The organism is Rhodoblastus sp. 17X3 (assembly GCF_030056575.1).
Lineage (GTDB): Bacteria > Pseudomonadota > Alphaproteobacteria > Rhizobiales > Beijerinckiaceae > Rhodoblastus.
Genome location: NZ_JASHHX010000008.1, coordinates 83,947 through 103,861, shown reverse-complemented (window position 1 = coordinate 103,861; position 19,915 = coordinate 83,947). Strand labels below are relative to the sequence as shown.

The window sequence follows — 19,915 nt, the reverse complement described above, 5'->3', positions numbered from 1 at the left end:
TCTTACAGGGCCTCGCGTTGCGCGCGCCCGACAATGTCCAGAGCCGCGGCGAAGGCGCCTTCGACATTCAGATCGGTCGTATCCAGAATCGTGGCGTCGTCGGCCGGCATCAGCGGGGCGTCGGCGCGCTCGCTGTCGCGCCGGTCGCGCTTCCTGATGTCTTCGAGGATGGCCGGGTAATCGACCTTTTCGCCGCGCCCGCGCAGTTCAAGCGACCGGCGCTGGGCGCGGATTTCGGGGCTCGCTGTCACAAAGATTTTGATGTTGGCGTCGGGAGCGATCACCGTCCCGATGTCGCGGCCATCGAGCACGGCGCCCTGCGGCCGGGCAGCAAAAGCGCGCTGCATGTCGATCAGCGCGGCGCGAACTTGCGGGATCGCGGCGACGACCGAGGCCGCCTCGCCCATTTCCCGGCCGCGCAGGCGGTCTTCCTCGAAATCGAGCAAAGCCAGCCCGCGCGCGGCGCTCACCGCGTTCTCGATATCGTCGAGTTTCGAGCCCTGGTCGAGCAAGACGCGGGCGGTGGCGCGATAGAGCAGGCCGGTGTCAAGATGGGGCAGGCCGAAATGGGCGGCGAGGCGCCGGGCGATGGTGCCCTTGCCCGAGGCGGCCGGGCCGTCAATGGCGATGATCATGCCACGAATTCCGCGCCGAGCTGCGCCATCAGCGGCTTGAAAGTCGGAAAGGAGGTGGCGATCATGGTTTCGTCGTCGACCGTCACCGGCTTGTCGGACGCGAGCCCCATGACCAGAAAACTCATGGCGAGGCGATGGTCGAGATGGGTCGCGACCAGGCCACCGCCGGGACAGGCCCCCGCGCCGCCCTCGACGATGAGGTCGTCGCCCTCGATATGCGCCGCGACGCCATTGGCGACCAGCCCTGCAGCCGTCGCCGCGAGGCGGTCGGATTCCTTGACCCGCAATTCCTGCAACCCATTCATCCGCGTCAAGCCGCGTGCAAAACCCGCGACCACGGCGAGAATGAGATATTCGTCGATCATGGCCGGGGCGCGCGCCGCCGGGACATCGACCCCCGTCAATTCGCTGTGACGAACGCGAAGATCGGCGACCTCTTCGCCGCCTTCCTCGCGGCGGTCGAGAATGTCGATCCGCGCGCCCATTTCGAGCAAAGTGGTCAGAAGGCCGGTGCGCAGGGGATTCATCATCATCCCTTCCACGACAATGTCCGACCCCTTGACCAGCAGCGCCGCCGCGATGAGGAAGGCGGCGGAAGACGGGTCGACCGGCACGACGATTTTACGCGGCGTCAGTTCCGGCCGGCCTTCCAGCGTAATCTTGCGGCCATGCGCGCCGAAGGGCTCGGAGGTCAGGCTGGCGCCGAAATAGGTCAGCATTTTCTCGGTGTGGTCGCGGCTGGCCTCGCTCTCGATGACCGTCGTGCGGCCCAGCGCATTGAGCCCCGCGAGCAGAACCGCCGATTTGATCTGCGCCGAGGCGACCGGGGTGCGATATTCGATCGGCGCCGGCTCGGACGTTCCCTTGAGCAGGATCGGGCATCGCCCGCCCTCCGCCTGCTCCAGCACCTGAGCGCCCATCAGCACGAGCGGATCGAGAATGCGGCGCATCGGGCGCTTGCGCAGCGAAGCGTCGCCGTCGAAGCGCGCGGTGATTCCATGGCCGCCGACAACACCCATCATCAGGCGCGAGCCGGTCCCGGCATTACCAAAATCCAGTGTTTCACGCGGCTCCAGCAGCGAACCGAGACCCATGCCTTGAATGGACCAGCTTCCTTCGCCGAGACGCTCGATCTTCGCGCCGAGCTGGGCGCAGGCGCGCCCCGTATTCAGCACGTCCTCGCCTTCGAGCAGGCCGGAGACCCGCGTTTCGCCGACGGATAGCAGACCGAGCAGGAAGGCGCGGTGGGAAATGCTCTTGTCGCCGGGCGGGCGGGCTTTTCCGCGCAGCGGGCCGCAAGCAGTGGCGGTGAGGGGTTTGGCGGGCGAAGCGGAATGGGACATGGAGGAAAAGCGCCGGAATGAGGCCGCCAGATCAGCGCAGGGCTTTTTCGATCTGCGGCAGGATGGTCTGGTTCAGGGCCTCTTCGGTGATCGGCCCCGTATATTTGAAGGCGATGGTTCCGTCGCCACGAATGATGAAGGTCTCCGGCACGCCGGTCAGACCCCAGTCGATGCCGACGCGCCCGCTGGAATCCACGCCGATCGCGGCATAGGGGTCGCCTTCCGCCTTCAGGAACTTCATGGCGTTGGCCGGGTCGTCCTTGTAATTGACGCCGACGAGACGCACGCCCATCGCGGCGAGCGCCTGGTTTTCCGAAAGCTTGCGCAGGTTCGGATGCTCGATCCGGCATGGTCCGCACCAGGAGGCGAAAATATTCACCACCGTGACGCCGCCCTTGCGCAGATCGGCGTCGGAGAGGCCCGGCTTGCCCGATTCCGCGAGCGCCGGCAGGTTGAAGGCAGGCGCGGGGTGGCCGATCAGGACTGAAGGCAAGGCCGCAGGATCATGGCCCAGAAACAGCCGCCAGGCGAAGAAGGCGGCCATGCCGGCGAAGATCAGCAACGGGAGCGCCGCAGCCCAGCGCCGCCCCCCGGCAGGTCTATTTTCCCCGGCGTTGTCCTGCGCGCTCATCGGCCCTTCTCCTGCTGCTCGAATCGCGCCAGCTTCCGCTTGAGATCGCGATAATCGAGCGTGATCCGGGCGACGAGCGAGCCGATGACCACGGCGGCGAAGCCATAGGCGAAGAAAATATAGAAGGAATAATCCTTCATTGCGCCGCCTCCGCCGACAGGTCCGGGTCTTCCGCGCTGGCCGCGAGAATGCTCAGGCGGCGCAGGCGCCGGCGCAGGATCTCGTTGCGCACCTCCATCAGGTGCAGCGTGAAGAACAGCAGGGTGAAGGCCAGCGCCATGATGAGCAGCGGCCACATCATCGCCGACGAGATCGCCGGCCCGCCGAGCCGGAACACGGACGAGGGCTGGTGCAGGGTGTTCCACCAGTCGACCGAGAATTTGATGATCGGAATGTTCACCACGCCGACAAGGGTGAGGATCGCGGCGGCGCGCGCGGCCTGGGAGGGCTCCTCGATGGTCCGCCACAGGCCGATCAGGCCCAGATAGATCAGGAACAACACCAGCACCGAGGTCAGGCGGGCGTCCCACACCCACCAGGTTCCCCACATCGGCTTGCCCCAGAGCGAGCCGGTGACGAGGCAAAGCAGGGTGAAGGCCGCGCCAAGCGGGGCGGCGGCCTTCTGCGCGGCGTCGGCGAGGGGATGGCGCCAGACCAGCGTGCCGAGCGCCGCGGAGGTCATGACCATATAGCACATCATGCCGAGCCAGGCCGCGGGCACATGGACATACATGATCTTGACGGAGGCGCCCTGCTGGTAATCGTCAGGCGCGACGAAAAAGGTCAGATAGAGGCCCAGTGCGAGGGCGAGCGCGGACGCGCCGCCGAGCCAGGGGATGAGCCGGGCGGCCAGCGCAAGAAAAAGCGTCGGATTGGCGTATTTGAGCATCGACCTTCAGCCGTCCTCGTCTGGCTTGCGCCGCTTGATTAGGCGGGCTGGCCGCCAAATGCAATTGATAGCGGGCGAAATGACGGCGAAGCGCAAAAATTTGAGGCTGTATTTGGCGCCGGACATTCCGAACCGATCGTTCGCGCTCCCGGCGGTCCTGTTGGCTCCCGACGAAACCGGCGGCCCCCGCCAAGCCGATCGTCATATTAGCAAGAACGTTAATTGACGCGAAGGGCGCGCTTGTCGTTTATGCGTGCCGAGTTTCTTTCCGAGCGAGGCTATCGCTTCGCCACGCTCGCTCACTTCCAGAGAAAGAGTCAATGATGTCGATGCTTGAAACCTATCGTTCTCATGTGGCGGAGCGCGCCGCTCTTGGAATTCCGCCGCTGCCGCTCTCGGCCAAGCAGACGGAAGGGCTGATCGCCCTGCTGCGCGATCCGCCGGCCGGGGAAGAAGCGTTTCTGATCGACCTGCTGACCCACCGCGTGCCGGCGGGCGTCGACGACGCCGCTCGGATCAAGGCCGGCTTCCTCGACGCCGTGGCCAAGGGCGAAGAGAAGAATGCTCTCGTGTCCCGCAAGCTCGCTGCCGAATTGCTCGCCACCATGCTCGGCGGCTTCAACATCAAGCCGCTGATCGACCTGCTTCCCGATTCGGAAGTCGGCGCCGTCGCCGCCGAGGGTCTCAAGAAGACCCTGCTGATGTTCGATTATTTCCATGACGTCAAAGCCCTTGCCGACAAGGGCGACGCCAACGCCAAGGCCGTGCTGCAGTCCTGGGCCGACGCCGAATGGTTCACCTCGCGTCCCGAGGTCCCGGCTTCGCTCACCGTCGCCGTGTTCAAGGTCAATGGCGAGACCAATACCGACGATCTGTCGCCGGCGCCCGACGCCTCGACCCGTCCCGACATCCCGCTGCACGCCCTCGCCATGTTGAAGAACGCCCGCCCCGGCATCGTCCCTGACGAGCCGGGCGTCCGCGGCCCGATCAAGCAGCTCGAGGCGCTGGTGGCCAAGGGCCTGCCGGTCGCCTATGTCGGCGACGTCGTCGGCACCGGCTCCTCGCGCAAGTCGGCCACCAATTCCGTGTTGTGGTTCACTGGCGAGGACATTCCTTTTGTCCCCAACAAGCGCTTCGGCGGCGTTTGCCTCGGCACAAAGATCGCCCCGATCTTCTACAACACCATGGAAGACGCCGGCGCCCTGCCGATCGAGCTCGACGTCTCGAAGATGGAGACCGGCGATGTCGTCGAGCTGCGCCCCTATGAGGGCAAGGCGCTGAAGAACGGCGAAGTCATTTCCGAGTTCACCGTCAAATCCGACGTGATCTTCGACGAAGTGCGCGCCGGCGGCCGCATTCCGCTGATCATCGGCCGCGGCCTCACCGCCCGCGCCCGCGAGGCGCTCGGCCTTCCGGTCTCGACCCTGTTCCGCCTGCCGGCCGAGCCGAAGGACAGCGGCAAGGGCTTCACCCTCGCCCAGAAGATGGTCGGCCGCGCCTGCCACCTGCCCGAGGGCAAGGGCGTGCGCCCCGGCACCTATTGCGAACCGAAGATGACCACCGTCGGCTCGCAGGACACCACCGGCCCGATGACCCGCGACGAGCTCAAGGACCTCGCCTGCCTCGGCTTCTCCGCCGATCTGGTGATGCAGTCCTTCTGCCACACGGCGGCCTATCCCAAGCTGGTCGACGTCCAGACCCACCGCGATCTGCCGGGCTTCATCTCCAATCGTGGCGGCGTCTCGCTGCGTCCCGGCGACGGCGTCATCCACTCCTGGCTCAACCGCCTGCTGATGCCCGACACCGTCGGCACCGGCGGCGACAGCCACACCCGCTTCCCGATCGGCATTTCCTTCCCGGCGGGCTCCGGCCTCGTCGCCTTCGCGGCGGCGACCGGCGTCATGCCGCTCGACATGCCGGAATCCGTGCTCGTCCGCTTCAAGGGTGAAATGCAGCCCGGCATCACCCTGCGCGATCTCGTCAACGCCATTCCGCTGGCGGCGATCAAGGCCGGCACGCTGACGGTCGAGAAGAAGGGCAAGAAGAACGTCTTCAATGGCCGCATCCTCGAAATCGAGGGCCTGCCGGACCTGAAGGTGGAACAGGCCTTCGAGCTTTCCGACGCCTCCGCCGAGCGTTCTGCCGCCGCCTGCACGGTGCGCCTGAACAAGGAGCCGATCATCGAATATATGAATTCGAACATCGTGCTCATGAAGTGGATGATCGCCAATGGCTATCAGGACCGCCACTCGCTCGAGCGCCGCATCGCCGCCATGAAGGCCTGGATCGCCAACCCGGTCCTGCTGCAGCCCGACGCGGACGCCGAATATGCCGCCGTGTTCGAGATCGATCTGGCCACGATCAAGGAGCCGATTCTGGCTTGCCCGAACGATCCGGACGACGTCAAGGTTCTGTCGGAAGTCGCCGGCGACAAGATCGACGAGGTCTTCATCGGCTCGTGCATGACCAACATCGGCCACTTCCGCGCCGCCGGCAAGATTCTCTCCGGCAAGTCGGACATCCCGACCCGGCTGTGGATCGCGCCGCCGACCAAGATGGACGCCCATATCCTGACCGAGGAAGGCTATTACGCGACACTCGGCAAGTCCGGCGCCCGCATGGAAATGCCCGGCTGCTCGCTGTGCATGGGCAACCAGGCCCAGGTCCGCAAGGGCGCGACGGCCGTCTCGACCTCAACCCGCAACTTCCCCAACCGTCTGGGCATCGACACCCGCGTCTATCTCTCCTCGGCGGAACTCGCCTCGGTCGCGGCGCTGCTAGGCAAGATCCCGACCTTCGCGGAATATATGGAGCAGCTCGGCGGGCTGAAGGGCAAGGAAGGCGACGTCTATCGCTACATGAATTTCGATCAGATTCCGGAATTCGTGGAAGTGGCGGAGACGGTGGACGCGTGATCTGACGCGGCTCTGATCGTCCCGAAATGAACGGCCCGCTGGCGCAACCAGCGGGCCGTTTGCCATTTGGACGGTTGGATTGCGGGAAGAACGCCAGCGCTCTTGTCAAAGCCTCGCAACAGGCGGAGTTTAAAGTTCAATCGGCCCTGTCGGCTTTGGACCCTATGGAGCGACCGAAAATGTGCAGAACGTGCGAGAGCAAAACTGTGGGCCGACGGGATTTCCTCAGGGTCGCGGCTTCCGGACTGGCCGGGGCCGCGATGGCCGGAATGACAAACCCGGCGCGGGCGGCCGATGGCGCTCCGACGTCCCTCTCGCCGGACGAAGCGCTCGCCGCGCTCAAGGAAGGCAATGCGCGCTATGTCAGCCACCCGGAGCTCTGCTCGATCGACATGGCTGCGGAGCGCGCCTCGGTCGCGGGCCACCAGGCGCCATGGGCGACGGTCATCGCCTGCGCCGACAGTCGCGTCCCGCCGGAACTTATTTTCGGCGGCCAGGGGGTCGGCCAGTTGTTCGTCGCCCGCAATGCAGGCAACCTCGTCGACACGGCGACGCTCGGCACGGTCGAATATGGCGCGGCGGTGCTCGGGTCGCCGCTCATCGTCGTCCTCGCTCATACGAGCTGCGGCGCCGTCAAGGCGGCATGCGACGTCGTGAAAAAGAACGCTACCTATCCCGGCGCGATTGGGCCGATGATCGAGCCGATACTGCCGGCCGCGCTGGCAGCGCGGGACGATGCGGGCGACTATGTCAACGCCACCGCCAAACTGAGCGCGCAACGAACAGCGGCGCGGCTGGCCGCGGCCAGCACGCTCATCTCCGGACTCGCCGGCGCCGGCAAGCTCAAGATCGTCGCGGCGATCTACGATATCCAGACCGGAGTAGTGAGCTATCTCGGCTAATCAGGGAGCATCAGCCGCAATTCCGCCGCGAGCGTGTTTCGAGGGCCTTTGATCTCTCACCCTTCCCGCGCCCGCAGCGCCGCCGCTGCGGCGAAGGGCGCCCCGGCTATGGTCGCCAGCGAGAGGGCGCAGAGGATCAGGAAGGGCGTGTGAAAGGGCACCGTGCCGCCGCTTGCGGCCGCCGCTGTCGAAACGCCGAAGATCAGCACCGGCGTCGTCAGCGGCAGGATCAGCACCGCCATCAGCAGACCGCCGCGCCGCAGTCCCGCCGTCAGCGCCGCGCCGATCGCGCCGAGCAGGGTCAAGGCGGGCGTTCCCGCCAATAGCGAGGCGGCGACGCCGGCCTGCGCCTCCGGCTCCAGCCCGAGCATCAGGCCAAGCAAAGGCGCCGCCGCGACCAACGGCAAGGCCGTGAGCGTCCAATGGGCGGCGCATTTGACGAGGACCACCAGCTCAAGCGGCGTCGAGGTCATCATGAAAAGGTCGAGCGAACCATCGTCGGCGTCGGCCTGAAACAGCCGGTCGAGGCCGAGCAGCGTCGCGAGCAGCGCGGCGATCCACAATATGGCCGGACCGATCCGCGAGAGCAGGTTGAGATCCGGCCCGATGGCGAAAGGGGTCAGGCTGACGAGAATCAGGAAGAAGACCACGCCCATGGCGCCGCCGCCGCCGATGGAGCGGGCGATGCGCGCCTCGCGCCGGAACAGAGCCAGAAGCGGCGAAGACATCAGCAGGCTCCGGCGGTGGAAGGGCAGGCTCGCGCGGCGGAAGCGGCCGCGTCCAGGCGCAATTCCCGGGCGTCGACGAGGCCAAGCGGCGCATGGGTGGCGGCGAGGATCATGCCGCCGCTGGCGCGATGCTCGATCATCGCCTGCGCGAACCGGTCCTGCGAGCCGACGTCGAGCGCGGTCGCCGGTTCGTCGAGAATCCAGACCGGACGCGCGGCGACGAATAGCCGCGCCAGCGCGACGCGGCGCTTCTGGCCGGCGGAAAGATAGCCGACCGGAAAATCGCCGATCCGCGCGAGGCCGACTTTTTCAAGCGCCTGCTGCGGCGACAATTTTCCATCAGGGCATGTTTTCGCCGCGCCCAGCATGGACGCCCAGAAGCTGAGATTTTCCAGCGCGGTCAGCGCCGATTTCAGCCCGTCGGCATGGCCAACGTAATGCGCCCGTTCCGACAAAGGCGCGTCGCCGCCGGTGAAAACCATTTCGCCGCCCCGCAGCGGCAGGAAGCCGGCGAGCGCGCGAAGCAAGGTCGACTTGCCCGCGCCATTGCGTCCGAGCACCAACAAGGCTTCGCCCGACGCGAGTTCGAACGAAACGTCCGTGACGATGGCGCGGCCGCCGCGCTCGACCCGAAGCGACCGCGCGGAAAGATGGAGTCTTTCAACATCCTGTGACAAAACGAAAATTCCAGTCTGATCGGCTCGTCGCGCCGAGCGCATATGGCGAGTCGAAACTTTTGTTTGTGTAGCCTGTCTTGGCGGATTTGTTTATAAGCTGAACATTCGCCTTTCTCCCCAACTTTTTCGGGATCTCCCAGCGATGGCCTCTCTCGACAGCTTCAAAAGCCGCAAGACCCTCAAGGTCGGCGCCAAGACTTATCACTACTTCTCGCTGAAGGCCGCCGAGAAGAATGGCCTCGAAGGCGTTTCGAAACTGCCTTATTCGATGAAGGTCCTGCTCGAAAACCTTCTCCGCAACGAGGATGGCCGCACGGTCACCAGGGAAGATATCCTCGGCGTCGCCGAGTGGATCAAGAACAAGGGCAAGGTGGAGAAGGAAATCGCCTTCCGGCCGGCCCGCGTGCTGATGCAGGACTTCACCGGCGTGCCGGCCGTGGTCGATCTCGCCGCGATGCGCGACGGCATCCAGTCGCTTGGCGGCGATCCGGAAAAGATCAATCCGCTGGTTCCCGTCGATCTGGTCATCGACCATTCGGTCATCGTCGACGCCTTCGGCTCCAAGAAGGCGCTGAAGACCAATGTCGATCTCGAATATTCCCGCAACGGCGAACGCTACACCTTCCTGAAATGGGGCCAGGGCGCGCTCGACAATTTCTCCGTCGTGCCCCCCGGCACCGGCATCTGCCATCAGGTGAACCTCGAATATCTCGCTCAGACGGTCTGGACGCGCAAGGAGAAGTTCCAGCCGGCGCGCGGCAAGGCGATCAATGTTGAAGTCGCCTATCCCGACACCGTGGTCGGCACAGATTCGCACACCACCATGGTCAACGGCCTTGCCGTTCTCGGCTGGGGCGTGGGCGGCATCGAGGCCGAAGCCGCCATGCTTGGCCAGCCGCAATCCATGCTGCTGCCGGAAGTGATCGGCTTCAAACTGAGCGGCAAGATCAAGGAAGGCATCACGGCCACCGACGTCGTGCTGACCATCACGCAGATGCTGCGCAAGAAGGGCGTCGTCGGCAAATTCGTGGAATTCTTCGGCCCCGGCCTCGACGCCCTGACGCTCGCCGATCGCGCGACCATCGCCAATATGGGTCCGGAATATGGCGCGACCTGCGGCTTCTTTCCGATCGACGCCGAAACCATCAACTATCTCGAAAAGACTGCCCGCAAGCCGGCCCGCGTCGCGCTGGTCGAGAAATACGCCCGCGCCCAGGGCCTGTTCCGCACCCGCGCCGCCGGCGAACCGGTCTTCACCGACACGATCGAACTCGATCTCGGCTCGGTCGTCCCGTCGCTCGCCGGTCCGAAGCGCCCCGAGGGCCGCATCGCCCTCGACGCCGTCGCCGCCGGCTTCACCGCCGCGATGGACACGGAATACAAGAAGCTCTCCGCGCTGTCCGAGCGCTACAAGGTCGAGGGCGAAAATTTCGACATCGGGCAGGGCGATGTCGTGATCGCGGCGATCACCTCCTGCACCAACACCTCGAACCCGAGCGTGTTGATCGGCGCGGGCCTGCTGGCGCGCAACGCCGTCGCCGCCGGCCTGACCGTGCAGCCCTGGGTCAAGACTTCGCTCGCGCCCGGTTCGCAGGTCGTGGCGGAATATCTCGCCAAGGCCGGCCTTCAGAAGTCGCTCGACAAGCTCGGCTTCAACATCGTCGGCTTCGGCTGCACCACCTGCATCGGCAATTCGGGTCCGCTGCCGGAGAAGATCTCCAAGGCCATCAACGCCAATCACGTCGTCGCGGCGGCGGTTCTCTCGGGCAACCGCAATTTCGAAGGCCGCGTCTCGCCGGACGTGCAGGCGAACTATCTCGCGTCGCCGCCGCTGGTTGTCGCTTATGCGCTGGCCGGTTCGGTGCAGAAGGACCTGACCAAGGAGCCGCTCGGCCATAACAAGAAGGGCGCGGCGATCTTCCTGCGCGACATCTGGCCCACTTCGCAGGAAATCCAGGACTATATTCGCAAGAACGTGACCAAGTCGCTGTTCAAGGCGAAATACGCCGACGTGTTCAAGGGCGACGTCAACTGGCGCAAGGTCAAGGCGCCGGAGAGCCAGACCTACGCCTGGGACAACAAGTCGACCTATGTCCAGAACCCGCCCTATTTCAAGGGCATCACCATGCAGCCGAAGGCCGTGACGGATATCGAGGGCGCCCGCGTCCTCGCCCTGTTTGGCGACAAGATCACCACCGACCACATTTCTCCGGCCGGCTCGATCAAGGCGGCTTCGCCCGCCGGCAAATATCTGCAGGCCAACAAGGTGAAGCCGGAAGACTTCAACCAGTACGGCACGCGGCGCGGCAACCATGAAGTGATGATGCGCGGCACCTTCGCCAATATCCGCATCAAGAACTTCATCCTGGCCGATGAGAGCGGCAATGTGCCGGAAGGCGGCAACACCAAATATTTCCCCGGCGGCGATGTTCTGTCGATCTACGACGCCGCGATGAAATATGAGAAGGCCAAGGTTCCGCTGGTCGTCTTCGCCGGCGTCGAATATGGCAACGGCTCTTCGCGCGACTGGGCGGCCAAGGGAACGAACCTGCTCGGCGTCCGCGCCGTGATCGCCGAAAGCTTCGAGCGCATCCATCGCTCCAATCTCGTCGGCATGGGCATTCTGCCGCTGACCTTCGAGGAAGGAACGAGCTGGAAGACCCTCGGCCTGAAGGGCGACGAAATGGTCAGCATCAAGGGCCTGACCGACCTCTCCCCGCGCCAGAAACTGGAAGCCGAAATCACTTTTGCCGACGGCACGGTGAAGAAGGCGCCGCTCAACTCGCGCATCCAGACGGCGGACGAAGTCGAATATTACAAGAACGGCGGCATCCTGCACTATGTGTTGCGCCAACTCGCCGTGGCGTGACCGTTTTATGTGACCTGAATGAAAAAGCCGCCGAAATTTCCGGCGGCTTTTTTCATGGCGTGTCGCTGACCTTCAGACGGAACTGTCCAACGGCAGCCGGAAAAGCCCTCGCGAGGATGAAAACGCGTCATCAATTGCGTTCGCCGGAGAAATTGTCGATTCGCAGCGCAACCTTCACGTTCTGACAGAGTTGAGTCTTCCGTATCCGTAAATCGCGTGATGAACCGCGAAGCGGGTGCGCCGGCGGTCTTTTCGCCTCGCAAGCTTTCTTCGCTTCTAAAACGAGAGCAGCGGCCACATGCCCCCGGCGCCTGTCCAGGGGAGGAAAGCCATGAAATGGGGAAAGACATTTTCCGGCCTGCTGTTGGCTGCGTCATTCGCCGCTGGCGTCGCCTTGACGCCAAGCTCCAGCCTGGCCCAGGATGCCAAAGTAAAAGCGGCTATGGAAACCTTGAAATCTATGGCTGAAAAACTCGGCCCGGCCAAAATAGAAGGAACCGACATGGTCGCCGGGAAGCAGGTTCCCGCGATTTTTTTTGGCTCGACCAAGATGAATAATAATTTCGAGCTCGTCGATGATGTCGTGAAGAAAGCCGGCGGCACCGCCACAATCTTTGCGAAAAGCGGAAGCGATTTTGTCCGGGTCGCCACGAATGTGAAAAAAGATGATGGATCGCGCGCCATCGGCACAATGCTCGATCCTAAAGGCAAAGCCATTGCCTCAATCCAGAAAAATGAAGCCTTCTATGGAGAAGTCGATATCCTTGGAAAGCCCTACATTACTGGATACGAGCCAATACGCGATCCATCGAAAGCGGTTATCGGAATATATTACGTGGGGTATATGAAATAAGTTGCCCGCCGACCGACGGACGCCATTGCGCGTCCGCTCATTGGCGGCGCCATCGGCGTCCAAAAGACGCCCCGATGGCGCCGCCCGACCGAAGCTGTTACGGCGGTAAAAAGGCGGCGTTCTTCAAAAATGCTCCGTATCCGCCTCGGGTTTGATCTCGTGCTTCAGGATCAGCGGCGTCTGGGCCAGCGCGAAGATCACCGTCAGCGGCATGATGCCAAAGCTCTTGAAGCCGGCCCAGAAATCCCAGGTCTGGGTCAGCCGCACAATTTCGTTCAGCCCGGCAAGCACGAAGAAGAACAGGCCCCAGCGCAGGGTGAGCTTGCGCCAGCCTTGCTCGTCGAGATGCATCACGCTGTCGAGCGCGACCGGCAGCAGCAGCTTGCCAAAAGCCAGACCGCCCAGCAGCGCGGCGCCGAACAGGCAATTCACAATCGTCGGCTTGAGCTGGATGAAGGTCCGGTCCTGAAAGACGAGGGTCAGCGCGCCGAAGAACAGCACCGCGACCGCCGTGACGACCGGCATGATCGGTAGATGCTTGGTCAGCACCCATGACGCGATCAGGGCCACGACGACGGCCACCATCAGCACGGCGGTCGAGGTCAGGATGGCGATTTTCTCTTGCGGCAGCCCCTCGGGCAGAAACGGCCCGACGAGGCCGTGAAACAGCGCGGGCCGGGAGCTGGCGAGGAAGAACAGGACCAGAGGGCCCATTTCCAACACCAGTTTCAGCAGCGGATTGACTTTTTTTCGCGCAACTTCGGCAGACATGAAGAACCTCAGGCGTTTTTACCATTTTTCCTTGACCGCGACGCGTCGCGGTCAAGGACTCCCTCGCATCAGCCAAGGGGTGTAGAAAGACGCCCGTCATTCGACGGGCTATTGGGCACAGTCGCGCCTAACCAAGGCTTACCGGTTAATAGCTGTACGCCTTGGCGTCAGTCTTCGAAGCCGGCGATGGCGCGGGCGAATTCGCGGGCGGTGAAGGGTTCGAGATCGTCGGCCTGTTCGCCGACGCCGATGAAATGGACCGGCAGCTGGAATTTGTCGGCGATGGCGACAAGGATGCCGCCCCGGGCGGTGCCGTCGAGCTTGGTCATGACAAGGCCGGTGACGCCCGCGACCTTGCCGAAAATCTCGACCTGGCTCAAGGCGTTCTGGCCGACCGTGGCGTCGAGCACCAGCAGCACCGCATGCGGCGCCTCGGCGTCGACCTTCTTCATCACACGGATGATCTTTTCCAGCTCGGCCATCAGTTCGGTGCGGTTCTGCAACCGGCCCGCCGTGTCCATCAGCAGGACGTCGACATTCTGGTTCTTCGCGGCCTCGATGGCGTCGAAGGCGAGGCCCGCCGCATCGGCGCCCGTTTCGCGCGCGATGACCGGCACATTCATCCGCCCGCCCCAGATGCGCAACTGCTCAATCGCCGCCGCGCGAAAAGTGTCGCCGGCGGCGAGCATCAGCGTCTTGCCTTCGGCGGAGAATTTCGCGCAGAGCTTGCCGATAGTCGTGGTCTTGCCGGAGCCGTTGACGCCGACGACGAGAATGACGAAGGGCTTCTTGCAGGCGTCGATCTCCAGCGGCCTGGCCACGGGGGCGAGCACGCGCTCGACCTCGTCCGCGAGAATGGAGCGAACTTCTTCCGGCGCGATCTGCTTGTCGTAGCGGCCCTTGCCGACCAGCGCCGCAATGCGCGTCGCGGCGGCGACGCCGAGATCGGAGCGGACCAGCACGTCCTCCAGATCCTCCAGCATGTCGGCGGAGAGCTTTTTCTTGGTGAAAATATCCGCGACGCCCTGGGCGATGGACGACGACGACCGCGCCAGACCCTGACGCAGCCGCGTCCACCAGCTCTCCTTCGGCGCAGCCTCCGCAACAACTGGCGCTGGAACGGGCTCGGGAGGCGGAGGCAGGGGCGCAACCGGCTCGGGAACGATCTCAATGGCCGGGGCCGGCGGCTCCCAACGGGTTTCCGGCGCAATCGGCGCAGGGGCGATTTGGGCGGCCGGGGCGGGCGGCTCTGGCGCCGGCGCGGGTTCGGGCGCGGGCTCCGGAGGGAAATTCTCTTGAGGCGCCGGGGCCGGGGTCTTGGCTTCCTCGACACCGTCCGGCTTTTCCTCCCAGAAGGATTCCTCGGCGTGCCGCATCTTGAACAGGCGTCCGATGAAGCCGGCCTTGTCTTTCGAATCTGCGCTCATGCGCTCCAAGCTCGCTTTCGTCCGGGCGGGTCGCCCTTCTCAAACTCACGGGTTTTTGCAATAAGCGCGCATGACGCCCGCCGCCAAAAACCTTGTCGCCCTCTCGATAGCCTTTCCCGCATGACGCCGGAAGAGATTTATGCGCGGCTGCTTTATCGCGACGGCCTTCTGCTGGTGCTGGACAAGCCGGCGGGCATTCCCGTCCATCGCGGCCCCAAGGGCGGTGAGAATTTCGAGGACTCCTTTTCCCATCTGCGGTTTGGCCTGCCGCGCAGCCCGTCGCTGGCGCATCGGCTCGACAAGGACACTTCCGGCTGCCTGGTGCTGGGGCGCCATCGCAAGGCGCTGGAAAAGCTGATGCTTTTGTTCAAGCAGGGCAAGATCGGCAAGACCTATTGGGCCGTGGTGTGCGGCGGGCCGGAGGAGGACGAAGGCCTGATCGACCTGCCGCTCGGCCGCCTCGACGCGACGCGTGGCTGGTGGATGAAAGTCGATCCCGACGGCCTGCCCTCACAGACGCGCTGGCGCGTGCTCGGCCGCGGGCGCGACGCCTCCGGCGCGCCGCTCGCCTGGCTGGCGCTGTCGCCACTGACCGGCCGCACACATCAATTGCGCGTACATTGCGCAGCGCGGGACTTCCCGATTTTCGGCGATCCGATCTATGGCGCGGGCGGCGCGCCGGACGCCGTCCTGCATCTGCACGCCCGCGCCATCAGGATTCCGCTGTCGAACAACAAGCCCGCCATCGAGGTTGACGCCTGCGCGCCGGACCATATGAAGGAGCGCCTCGCCGCTTGCGGCTGGACGCAGGCTCTCGACGACGCCGTTCTCGCGGAGCGCCGGAAGCGCGAAGAAGAGCGCGAAACAGCCCGGCTTGAGGCCAAAGTCGGAGAGATTTGAGCGCCCAGACGCCGAAGGCGCATTGCCCTGAGCGCCTGCTTGCTGTAGGGAAGCGCGCTTAACGCGTGGAGAGCAGCATGGGTTACAAGGTCGCTGTCGTCGGCGCCACGGGCAATGTGGGCCGCGAAATGCTGGATATTTTGGCCGAACGCCAGTTCCCGGCGGACGAGGTCGTGGCGCTTGCGTCGTCGCGGTCGATCGGCACTGAAGTTTCCTATGGCGACAAGATACTCAAGTGCAAGCATCTCGACACGTTTGATTTCTCCGATTGCGATATCGCCCTGATGTCCGCCGGCGGCGCCATTTCCAAGGAATGGTCGCCGCGCATCGGCGCGCAGAATTGCGTCGTGATCGATAATTCATCGGCTTGGCGCTATGATTCCGACGTTCCGCTGGTGGTGCCGGAAGTCAACGCCGACGCCCTGAAGGATTTCGGCCGCAAGAACATCATCGCCAATCCGAACTGCTCGACCGCGCAGCTCGTGGTGGCACTGAAGCCCCTGCACGACCATTTCGGCATCAAGCGGGTGGTGGTTTCGACCTATCAGTCGGTTTCCGGCGCCGGCAAGGACGCGATGGACGAGCTTTTCGCCCAGACGCGCGCCGTCTTCGTCTCCGATCAGGTCGAGAACAAGAAATTCCCCAAGCGCATCGCCTTCAATCTCATTCCGCAGATCGACGTCTTCATGGAAGACGGCTTCACCAAGGAAGAGTGGAAGATGATGGCCGAGACCAAGAAAATTCTCGACCCCAAGATCAAGCTGACCGCCACCTGCGTGCGCGTGCCGGTGTTCATCTCGCATTCCGAAAGCGTCAATATCGAATGCGAGAAGCCGATCACGGCAGACGCCGCGCGGAAAATCCTGCGCGAGGCGCCGGGCATTCTGGTGATCGACAAGCGCGAACCCGGCGGCTACATCACCCCGCATGAGGCGGCGGGAGAAGACGCCACCTATATTTCGCGCATCCGCGAAGACGCCACCGTCGAGAACGGCCTCGCCTTCTGGTGCGTGTCTGACAATCTGCGCAAGGGCGCGGCGCTGAACGCGATCCAGATCGCGGAAGCGCTGATCAACCGCAAGCTACTGCGGCCCAAGCAAAAAGCGGCCTGAGCAAAAAGCGGCCTGAAACGCGAAACGCCGGGGAAACCCGGCGTTTTCTTTTTGTGGCTGCGCCCTTAAAATCGCGGCGTCTTGCCAAGCGCTTCGTGATGCGCCTCCTCCGCGACCTGATGGAACGTGCCGGCGCTTTCGTCCAGCGCCATCAGCTCTCCCCCCTTCACGCCGAAATAGGCGCCGTGCAAGCTCAGCCAGCCACGCTGCTCCAAAGTGGCGATATAGGGAAAGCTGCGCAGGTTGGCGATGCTCTGCTTGATCGATTCCCAGGCCAGCCGCTCCGACCATTGCTGCAGCGGTTCTGCCGGCTTTCCGATCTTTTCCGCCGCCGGGGCGAGCAGCTTGATCCAGCCCCCGATGAAATCGCCCGGCGCGAGCGGACGCATGTAGGGATCGCTCTGCAATTCGGCGAAGGCCTTCACGCCGCCGCATTGGGCGTGGCCCATGATGACGATGTGCTTGACCTTGAGGCCCATCACCGCGAATTCGATCGCCGCCGACGTGCCGTGATAATCGTCATTGGGCTGATAAGGCGGCACCAGATTGGCGACATTGCGGACCACGAACATTTCGCCCGGCCCGGCGTCGAAGATCAGTTCCGGCGAGACGCGGGAATCGCAACAGCCGATCAGGAGGATTTCCGGGCTCTGCCCGCGTTTGGCGAGATCCTCGAATCGCTCGCGCTCGCGCGGAAATCGCCCGTTCAGAAAATTCTCGTAGCCCTCGGCCAGCCGCTTCGGAAAATTCGCTTCGCCCATTCGATCCTCATACCGGCGCCTCGGCGCGAGCCGACCCTGAGGCGAAGTTTTGCCGCATTGCGGCAGCAAGAGCAACCTTGCCTTTGTCGAACCTGTCCGCGAGAGCTCCGCCGGGAAACCAAAACAGCAAAATGACAATGGCGTGAAGCTCGCGCCTTCATTATTGTGCCCTGCGAAAACAGTTCAACAATGGAGCCGCCATGTCCAGCCTTCGTCCCCGCCGCAGCGTCCTCTATATGCCCGGCTCGAACGCGCGCGCGCTGGAAAAGGCCAAGACGATCGCCGCCGACGCCCTGATTCTCGACCTCGAGGACGCCGTCGCGCCCGACGCCAAGGAGCTGGCGCGCAACCAGGTCGCCGCCGCCGTCAAGGCCGGCGGATTCGGACGCCGCGAAGTCGTAATCCGCATCAATGGCGCCGCGACGCCCTGGGGCGAGGACGATCTCGTCGCCGCCGCCAAGGCCGGACCCGACGCCATTCTCATCCCGAAGGTTTCCTCGCCCGGCGACATCATGGTCACCGCAAAGGCCCTGCGCGACGCCGGCGCCCCGGACCATACCCGGCTCTGGGCGATGATGGAGACGCCGACCGCCATCCTCAACGCCGATTCGATCGTGCGCACCGCGCTCGATCCCCATTCGCGGCTCGCGGTCCTGGTCATGGGCACCAATGACATCGCCAAGGAGACCCGCGCCCGCCTGACCGCGGGACGCCCGTCCATGCTGGCCTATCTGTCGATCTGCGTCGCGGCCGCCAGGGCGCACGATGTGGAAATCGTCGACGGCGTCTATAACGACTTCTCCAACGAAGCCGGCTTCCGCGCGGAATGCGAGCAGGGCCGCGACTTCGGAATGGACGGCAAGACCCTCATCCACCCCAACCAAGTGGCGATCTGCAACGAGGTCTTCGCGCCATCCGAGGCCGAAGTCGCCTTCGCGCGCAAGATCATCGGGGTGTTCGACCTGCCCGAGAACGCCTCCAAGGGCGCGCTGCAGATCGACGGCAAGATGGTGGAGCGGCTCCACGCCGACATGGCGCGCCGCACGGTCGCCATCGCCGACGCGATCGCCGCCAGCGCCTGACAGGCGCCCCCGGCCAATTGCGGGTTTCCTCGGCGCGCACGCCGGATATAATGGCGCGCAAAACAGAGGGGCGTGGGATGAGCGACCAAAACGGCGGCAAGACCGAAACAAGCGAAGCCGACTCCAGGCCCCGGAGCAGTTCTGACGCCCCGTCAGGCTCCGCTTTCGGGGAACATCACGTCCCGCCGGTGATTGAAGGCGAAGCTTTCAACCCCACGGCCGAGCATAAGCCGGACCCATCCGAAACCAGGGATTCGGCGGCCTCCGCCGAACTCGAATCCGATCCCGACCATGATCGCAAAGCGGAATCCCGCGGCGAAGCGAAGGCGGAAGCGGGTCATCCGGCGACGGATGATTCGCCGCGCAGGGGCGGCGCGCTCCGGCCGGTCGCTCTGCTGATCGGCGCGGTCGCGCTTGGCGGCGGCGCCTATTATCTTTGGGACGCCTATGTCGCGACGCCTCCCGCCCCGCCCGCGCGGATCGCACTGACGCCGCCCGCCGCCGAAAGGATCATTCCGCCCGTCGCGGCGCCCGAACCACCACCGCGCGAAGCGGCGGCGAAGATGCCGGAAGCCGCCCCCGCGCCAGTCGCCGAGGCGTCGAAACAGGCGGAGATCAAGCCGACTGAGAGCAAGGCCGCTGAGACCGCTCCAGACGCTGCATCTCCTGAAGCCGATAAAGCTGTCGCCGATATGGCCGCCAAGCTCGCAGCAGCGCAGGCGGCGGTCGAACGCCTCACGCAGCGGCTCCAGACCGTGGAAGGTCAATTGGCTGCACCGAAAGACAGCGCGCGCGCCACGCTCTCGACGCGCGAAGCAGGCCCCGGCAACGCTGGCGAAGCGGCGGCGCGGCTGGTCGTGGCGCAAAGCCTGCAGACCGCGCTTCGCCAGGGCGACGACTATTCGGCGCAACTCGCGGCCTTGCAGAATTTCGGCGGCGATCCCGCGCGTCTGGCGCGTCTGCGCGCCGGCCTTTCCGCCCCGACGCTCAGCCGGCTGACGACGGAGTTCACTGCGCTGGCGCCAAAAATCGCCGCCGCCGTCGCGCCTGCCAGGCCGGCGGAAGACTCCGCGACGCCGCAGGGCGCACGCGAGTCCGTCCTGGCTTATCTCCAGGCCCAGGCGCGCAAACTCGTGCGCATCCGCCCCGCCGGGGCGCCCGACAAGGACGCCACCGCCCTCCAGATCGAAAAGATCGAGAAGGAATTGCGCTCCGGCGATCTGGCGGCCGCGCTCGCCGACCGCCAGCAATTGCCGGCTCCCGCGCTCGCGGTTTCCGCCGATTGGGCGCGCCTCGTCCAGACCAGGCTCGACGCGGAGACGGCCGCACGGGCGGAACTCACGGACGCCTTGCAGAATTTGACCAAGACCAAAAGCTGAAGCTTCCTTCCCGGCGCGGCGGCGGGTCCGCCACGCCGCCG

General features: G+C 64.6%; 18 protein-coding genes. 8 read left to right on the top strand and 10 right to left on the bottom strand.

Annotated elements, in window-relative coordinates:
- Positions 1-2: 2 nt before the first annotated feature.
- Genes cmk through QM467_RS09820 form a run of 5 tightly spaced genes read right to left on the bottom strand, consistent with a single transcriptional unit; the run spans position 3 to position 3,498 of the window.
- Positions 3-635 (bottom strand): (d)CMP kinase, encoded by a 633-nt coding sequence (gene cmk / locus QM467_RS09840; protein WP_283366133.1) that lies wholly within the window; start codon positions 633-635, stop codon positions 3-5.
- Positions 632-1,978, bottom strand: coding sequence for a 3-phosphoshikimate 1-carboxyvinyltransferase (gene aroA / locus QM467_RS09835; RefSeq protein ID WP_283366132.1), 1,347 nt, complete (start codon positions 1,976-1,978; stop codon positions 632-634). The genes cmk and aroA overlap by 4 nt, the downstream gene beginning before the upstream one ends.
- A 31-nt stretch (positions 1,979-2,009) precedes the next feature.
- The gene (locus QM467_RS09830; protein ID WP_283366131.1) at positions 2,010-2,609 is read right to left on the bottom strand and encodes a DsbE family thiol:disulfide interchange protein; all 600 of its coding nucleotides are present in this window, start codon (positions 2,607-2,609) and stop codon (positions 2,010-2,012) included.
- Complete coding sequence (gene ccmD, locus QM467_RS09825) at positions 2,606-2,749, bottom strand: heme exporter protein CcmD (RefSeq protein ID WP_283366130.1); 144 nt, start codon at positions 2,747-2,749, stop codon at positions 2,606-2,608. The genes QM467_RS09830 and ccmD overlap by 4 nt, the downstream gene beginning before the upstream one ends.
- Positions 2,746-3,498, bottom strand: a complete 753-nt coding sequence (locus tag QM467_RS09820) for a heme ABC transporter permease (protein WP_283366129.1) — start codon at positions 3,496-3,498, stop codon at positions 2,746-2,748. Before QM467_RS09820 ends, ccmD begins: the two co-directional genes overlap by 4 nt.
- A gap of 323 nt (positions 3,499-3,821) precedes the next feature.
- Between QM467_RS09820 and acnB the strand changes: the two genes are divergently transcribed.
- Complete coding sequence (gene acnB / locus QM467_RS09815; RefSeq protein WP_283366128.1) at positions 3,822-6,413, top strand: bifunctional aconitate hydratase 2/2-methylisocitrate dehydratase; 2,592 nt, start codon at positions 3,822-3,824, stop codon at positions 6,411-6,413.
- Positions 6,414-6,592: 179 nt separating this feature from the next.
- Positions 6,593-7,315 carry a carbonic anhydrase gene (locus QM467_RS09810; protein ID WP_283366127.1) on the top strand — a complete coding sequence of 241 codons (723 nt, stop codon included), beginning with the start codon at positions 6,593-6,595 and terminating at the stop codon, positions 7,313-7,315.
- Between the two features lie 56 nt (positions 7,316-7,371).
- On the opposite strand, the gene ccmB is transcribed toward QM467_RS09810, so the two are convergent.
- Together ccmB and ccmA are read right to left on the bottom strand one after the other, a co-directional pair.
- Positions 7,372-8,043, bottom strand: coding sequence for a heme exporter protein CcmB (gene ccmB, locus QM467_RS09805; protein WP_283366126.1), 672 nt, complete (start codon positions 8,041-8,043; stop codon positions 7,372-7,374).
- Positions 8,043-8,720: a heme ABC exporter ATP-binding protein CcmA gene (gene ccmA, locus QM467_RS09800; protein ID WP_283366125.1), complete on the bottom strand. Its 678-nt coding sequence runs from the start codon at positions 8,718-8,720 to the stop codon at positions 8,043-8,045. The genes ccmB and ccmA overlap by 1 nt, the downstream gene beginning before the upstream one ends.
- A 142-nt stretch (positions 8,721-8,862) precedes the next feature.
- On the opposite strand from ccmA, the gene acnA reads away from it, so the two are divergent.
- On the top strand, positions 8,863-11,589 hold the full coding sequence (gene acnA / locus QM467_RS09795) for an aconitate hydratase AcnA (protein WP_283366124.1): 2,727 nt from the start codon (positions 8,863-8,865) through the stop codon (positions 11,587-11,589).
- Between the two features lie 331 nt (positions 11,590-11,920).
- Entirely contained in the window at positions 11,921-12,442 is a 522-nt protein-coding gene (locus tag QM467_RS09790) for a Cache 3/Cache 2 fusion domain-containing protein (RefSeq protein WP_283366123.1), read from the top strand.
- Positions 12,443-12,565: 123 nt separating this feature from the next.
- Here QM467_RS09790 and QM467_RS09785 read toward each other — a convergent pair whose 3' ends face one another.
- Together QM467_RS09785 and ftsY are read right to left on the bottom strand one after the other, a co-directional pair.
- Entirely contained in the window at positions 12,566-13,213 is a 648-nt protein-coding gene (locus QM467_RS09785; RefSeq protein WP_283366122.1) for a septation protein A, read from the bottom strand.
- Positions 13,214-13,380: 167 nt separating this feature from the next.
- Positions 13,381-14,640: a signal recognition particle-docking protein FtsY gene (ftsY, locus tag QM467_RS09780; RefSeq protein ID WP_283366121.1), complete on the bottom strand. Its 1,260-nt coding sequence runs from the start codon at positions 14,638-14,640 to the stop codon at positions 13,381-13,383.
- Positions 14,641-14,760: 120 nt separating this feature from the next.
- On the opposite strand from ftsY, the gene QM467_RS09775 reads away from it, so the two are divergent.
- Positions 14,761-15,540: an RluA family pseudouridine synthase gene (locus QM467_RS09775; protein WP_283366120.1), complete on the top strand. Its 780-nt coding sequence runs from the start codon at positions 14,761-14,763 to the stop codon at positions 15,538-15,540.
- A gap of 77 nt (positions 15,541-15,617) precedes the next feature.
- The gene (locus QM467_RS09770) at positions 15,618-16,652 is read left to right on the top strand and encodes an aspartate-semialdehyde dehydrogenase (RefSeq protein ID WP_283366119.1); all 1,035 of its coding nucleotides are present in this window, start codon (positions 15,618-15,620) and stop codon (positions 16,650-16,652) included.
- 65 nt (positions 16,653-16,717) lie between these two features.
- Here QM467_RS09770 and QM467_RS09765 read toward each other — a convergent pair whose 3' ends face one another.
- A complete protein-coding gene (locus tag QM467_RS09765) occupies positions 16,718-17,413 on the bottom strand; it encodes a carbonic anhydrase (RefSeq protein ID WP_283366118.1) in 696 nt (231 codons plus the stop codon).
- Positions 17,414-17,613: 200 nt separating this feature from the next.
- Here QM467_RS09765 and QM467_RS09760 point away from each other — a divergent pair, with 200 nt between their 5' ends.
- Together QM467_RS09760 and QM467_RS09755 are read left to right on the top strand one after the other, a co-directional pair.
- Positions 17,614-18,495, top strand: a complete 882-nt coding sequence (locus QM467_RS09760; RefSeq protein ID WP_283366117.1) for an HpcH/HpaI aldolase/citrate lyase family protein — start codon at positions 17,614-17,616, stop codon at positions 18,493-18,495.
- Positions 18,496-18,572: 77 nt separating this feature from the next.
- On the top strand, positions 18,573-19,874 hold the full coding sequence (locus tag QM467_RS09755) for a hypothetical protein (protein WP_283366116.1): 1,302 nt from the start codon (positions 18,573-18,575) through the stop codon (positions 19,872-19,874).
- Positions 19,875-19,915 lie beyond the last annotated feature (41 nt).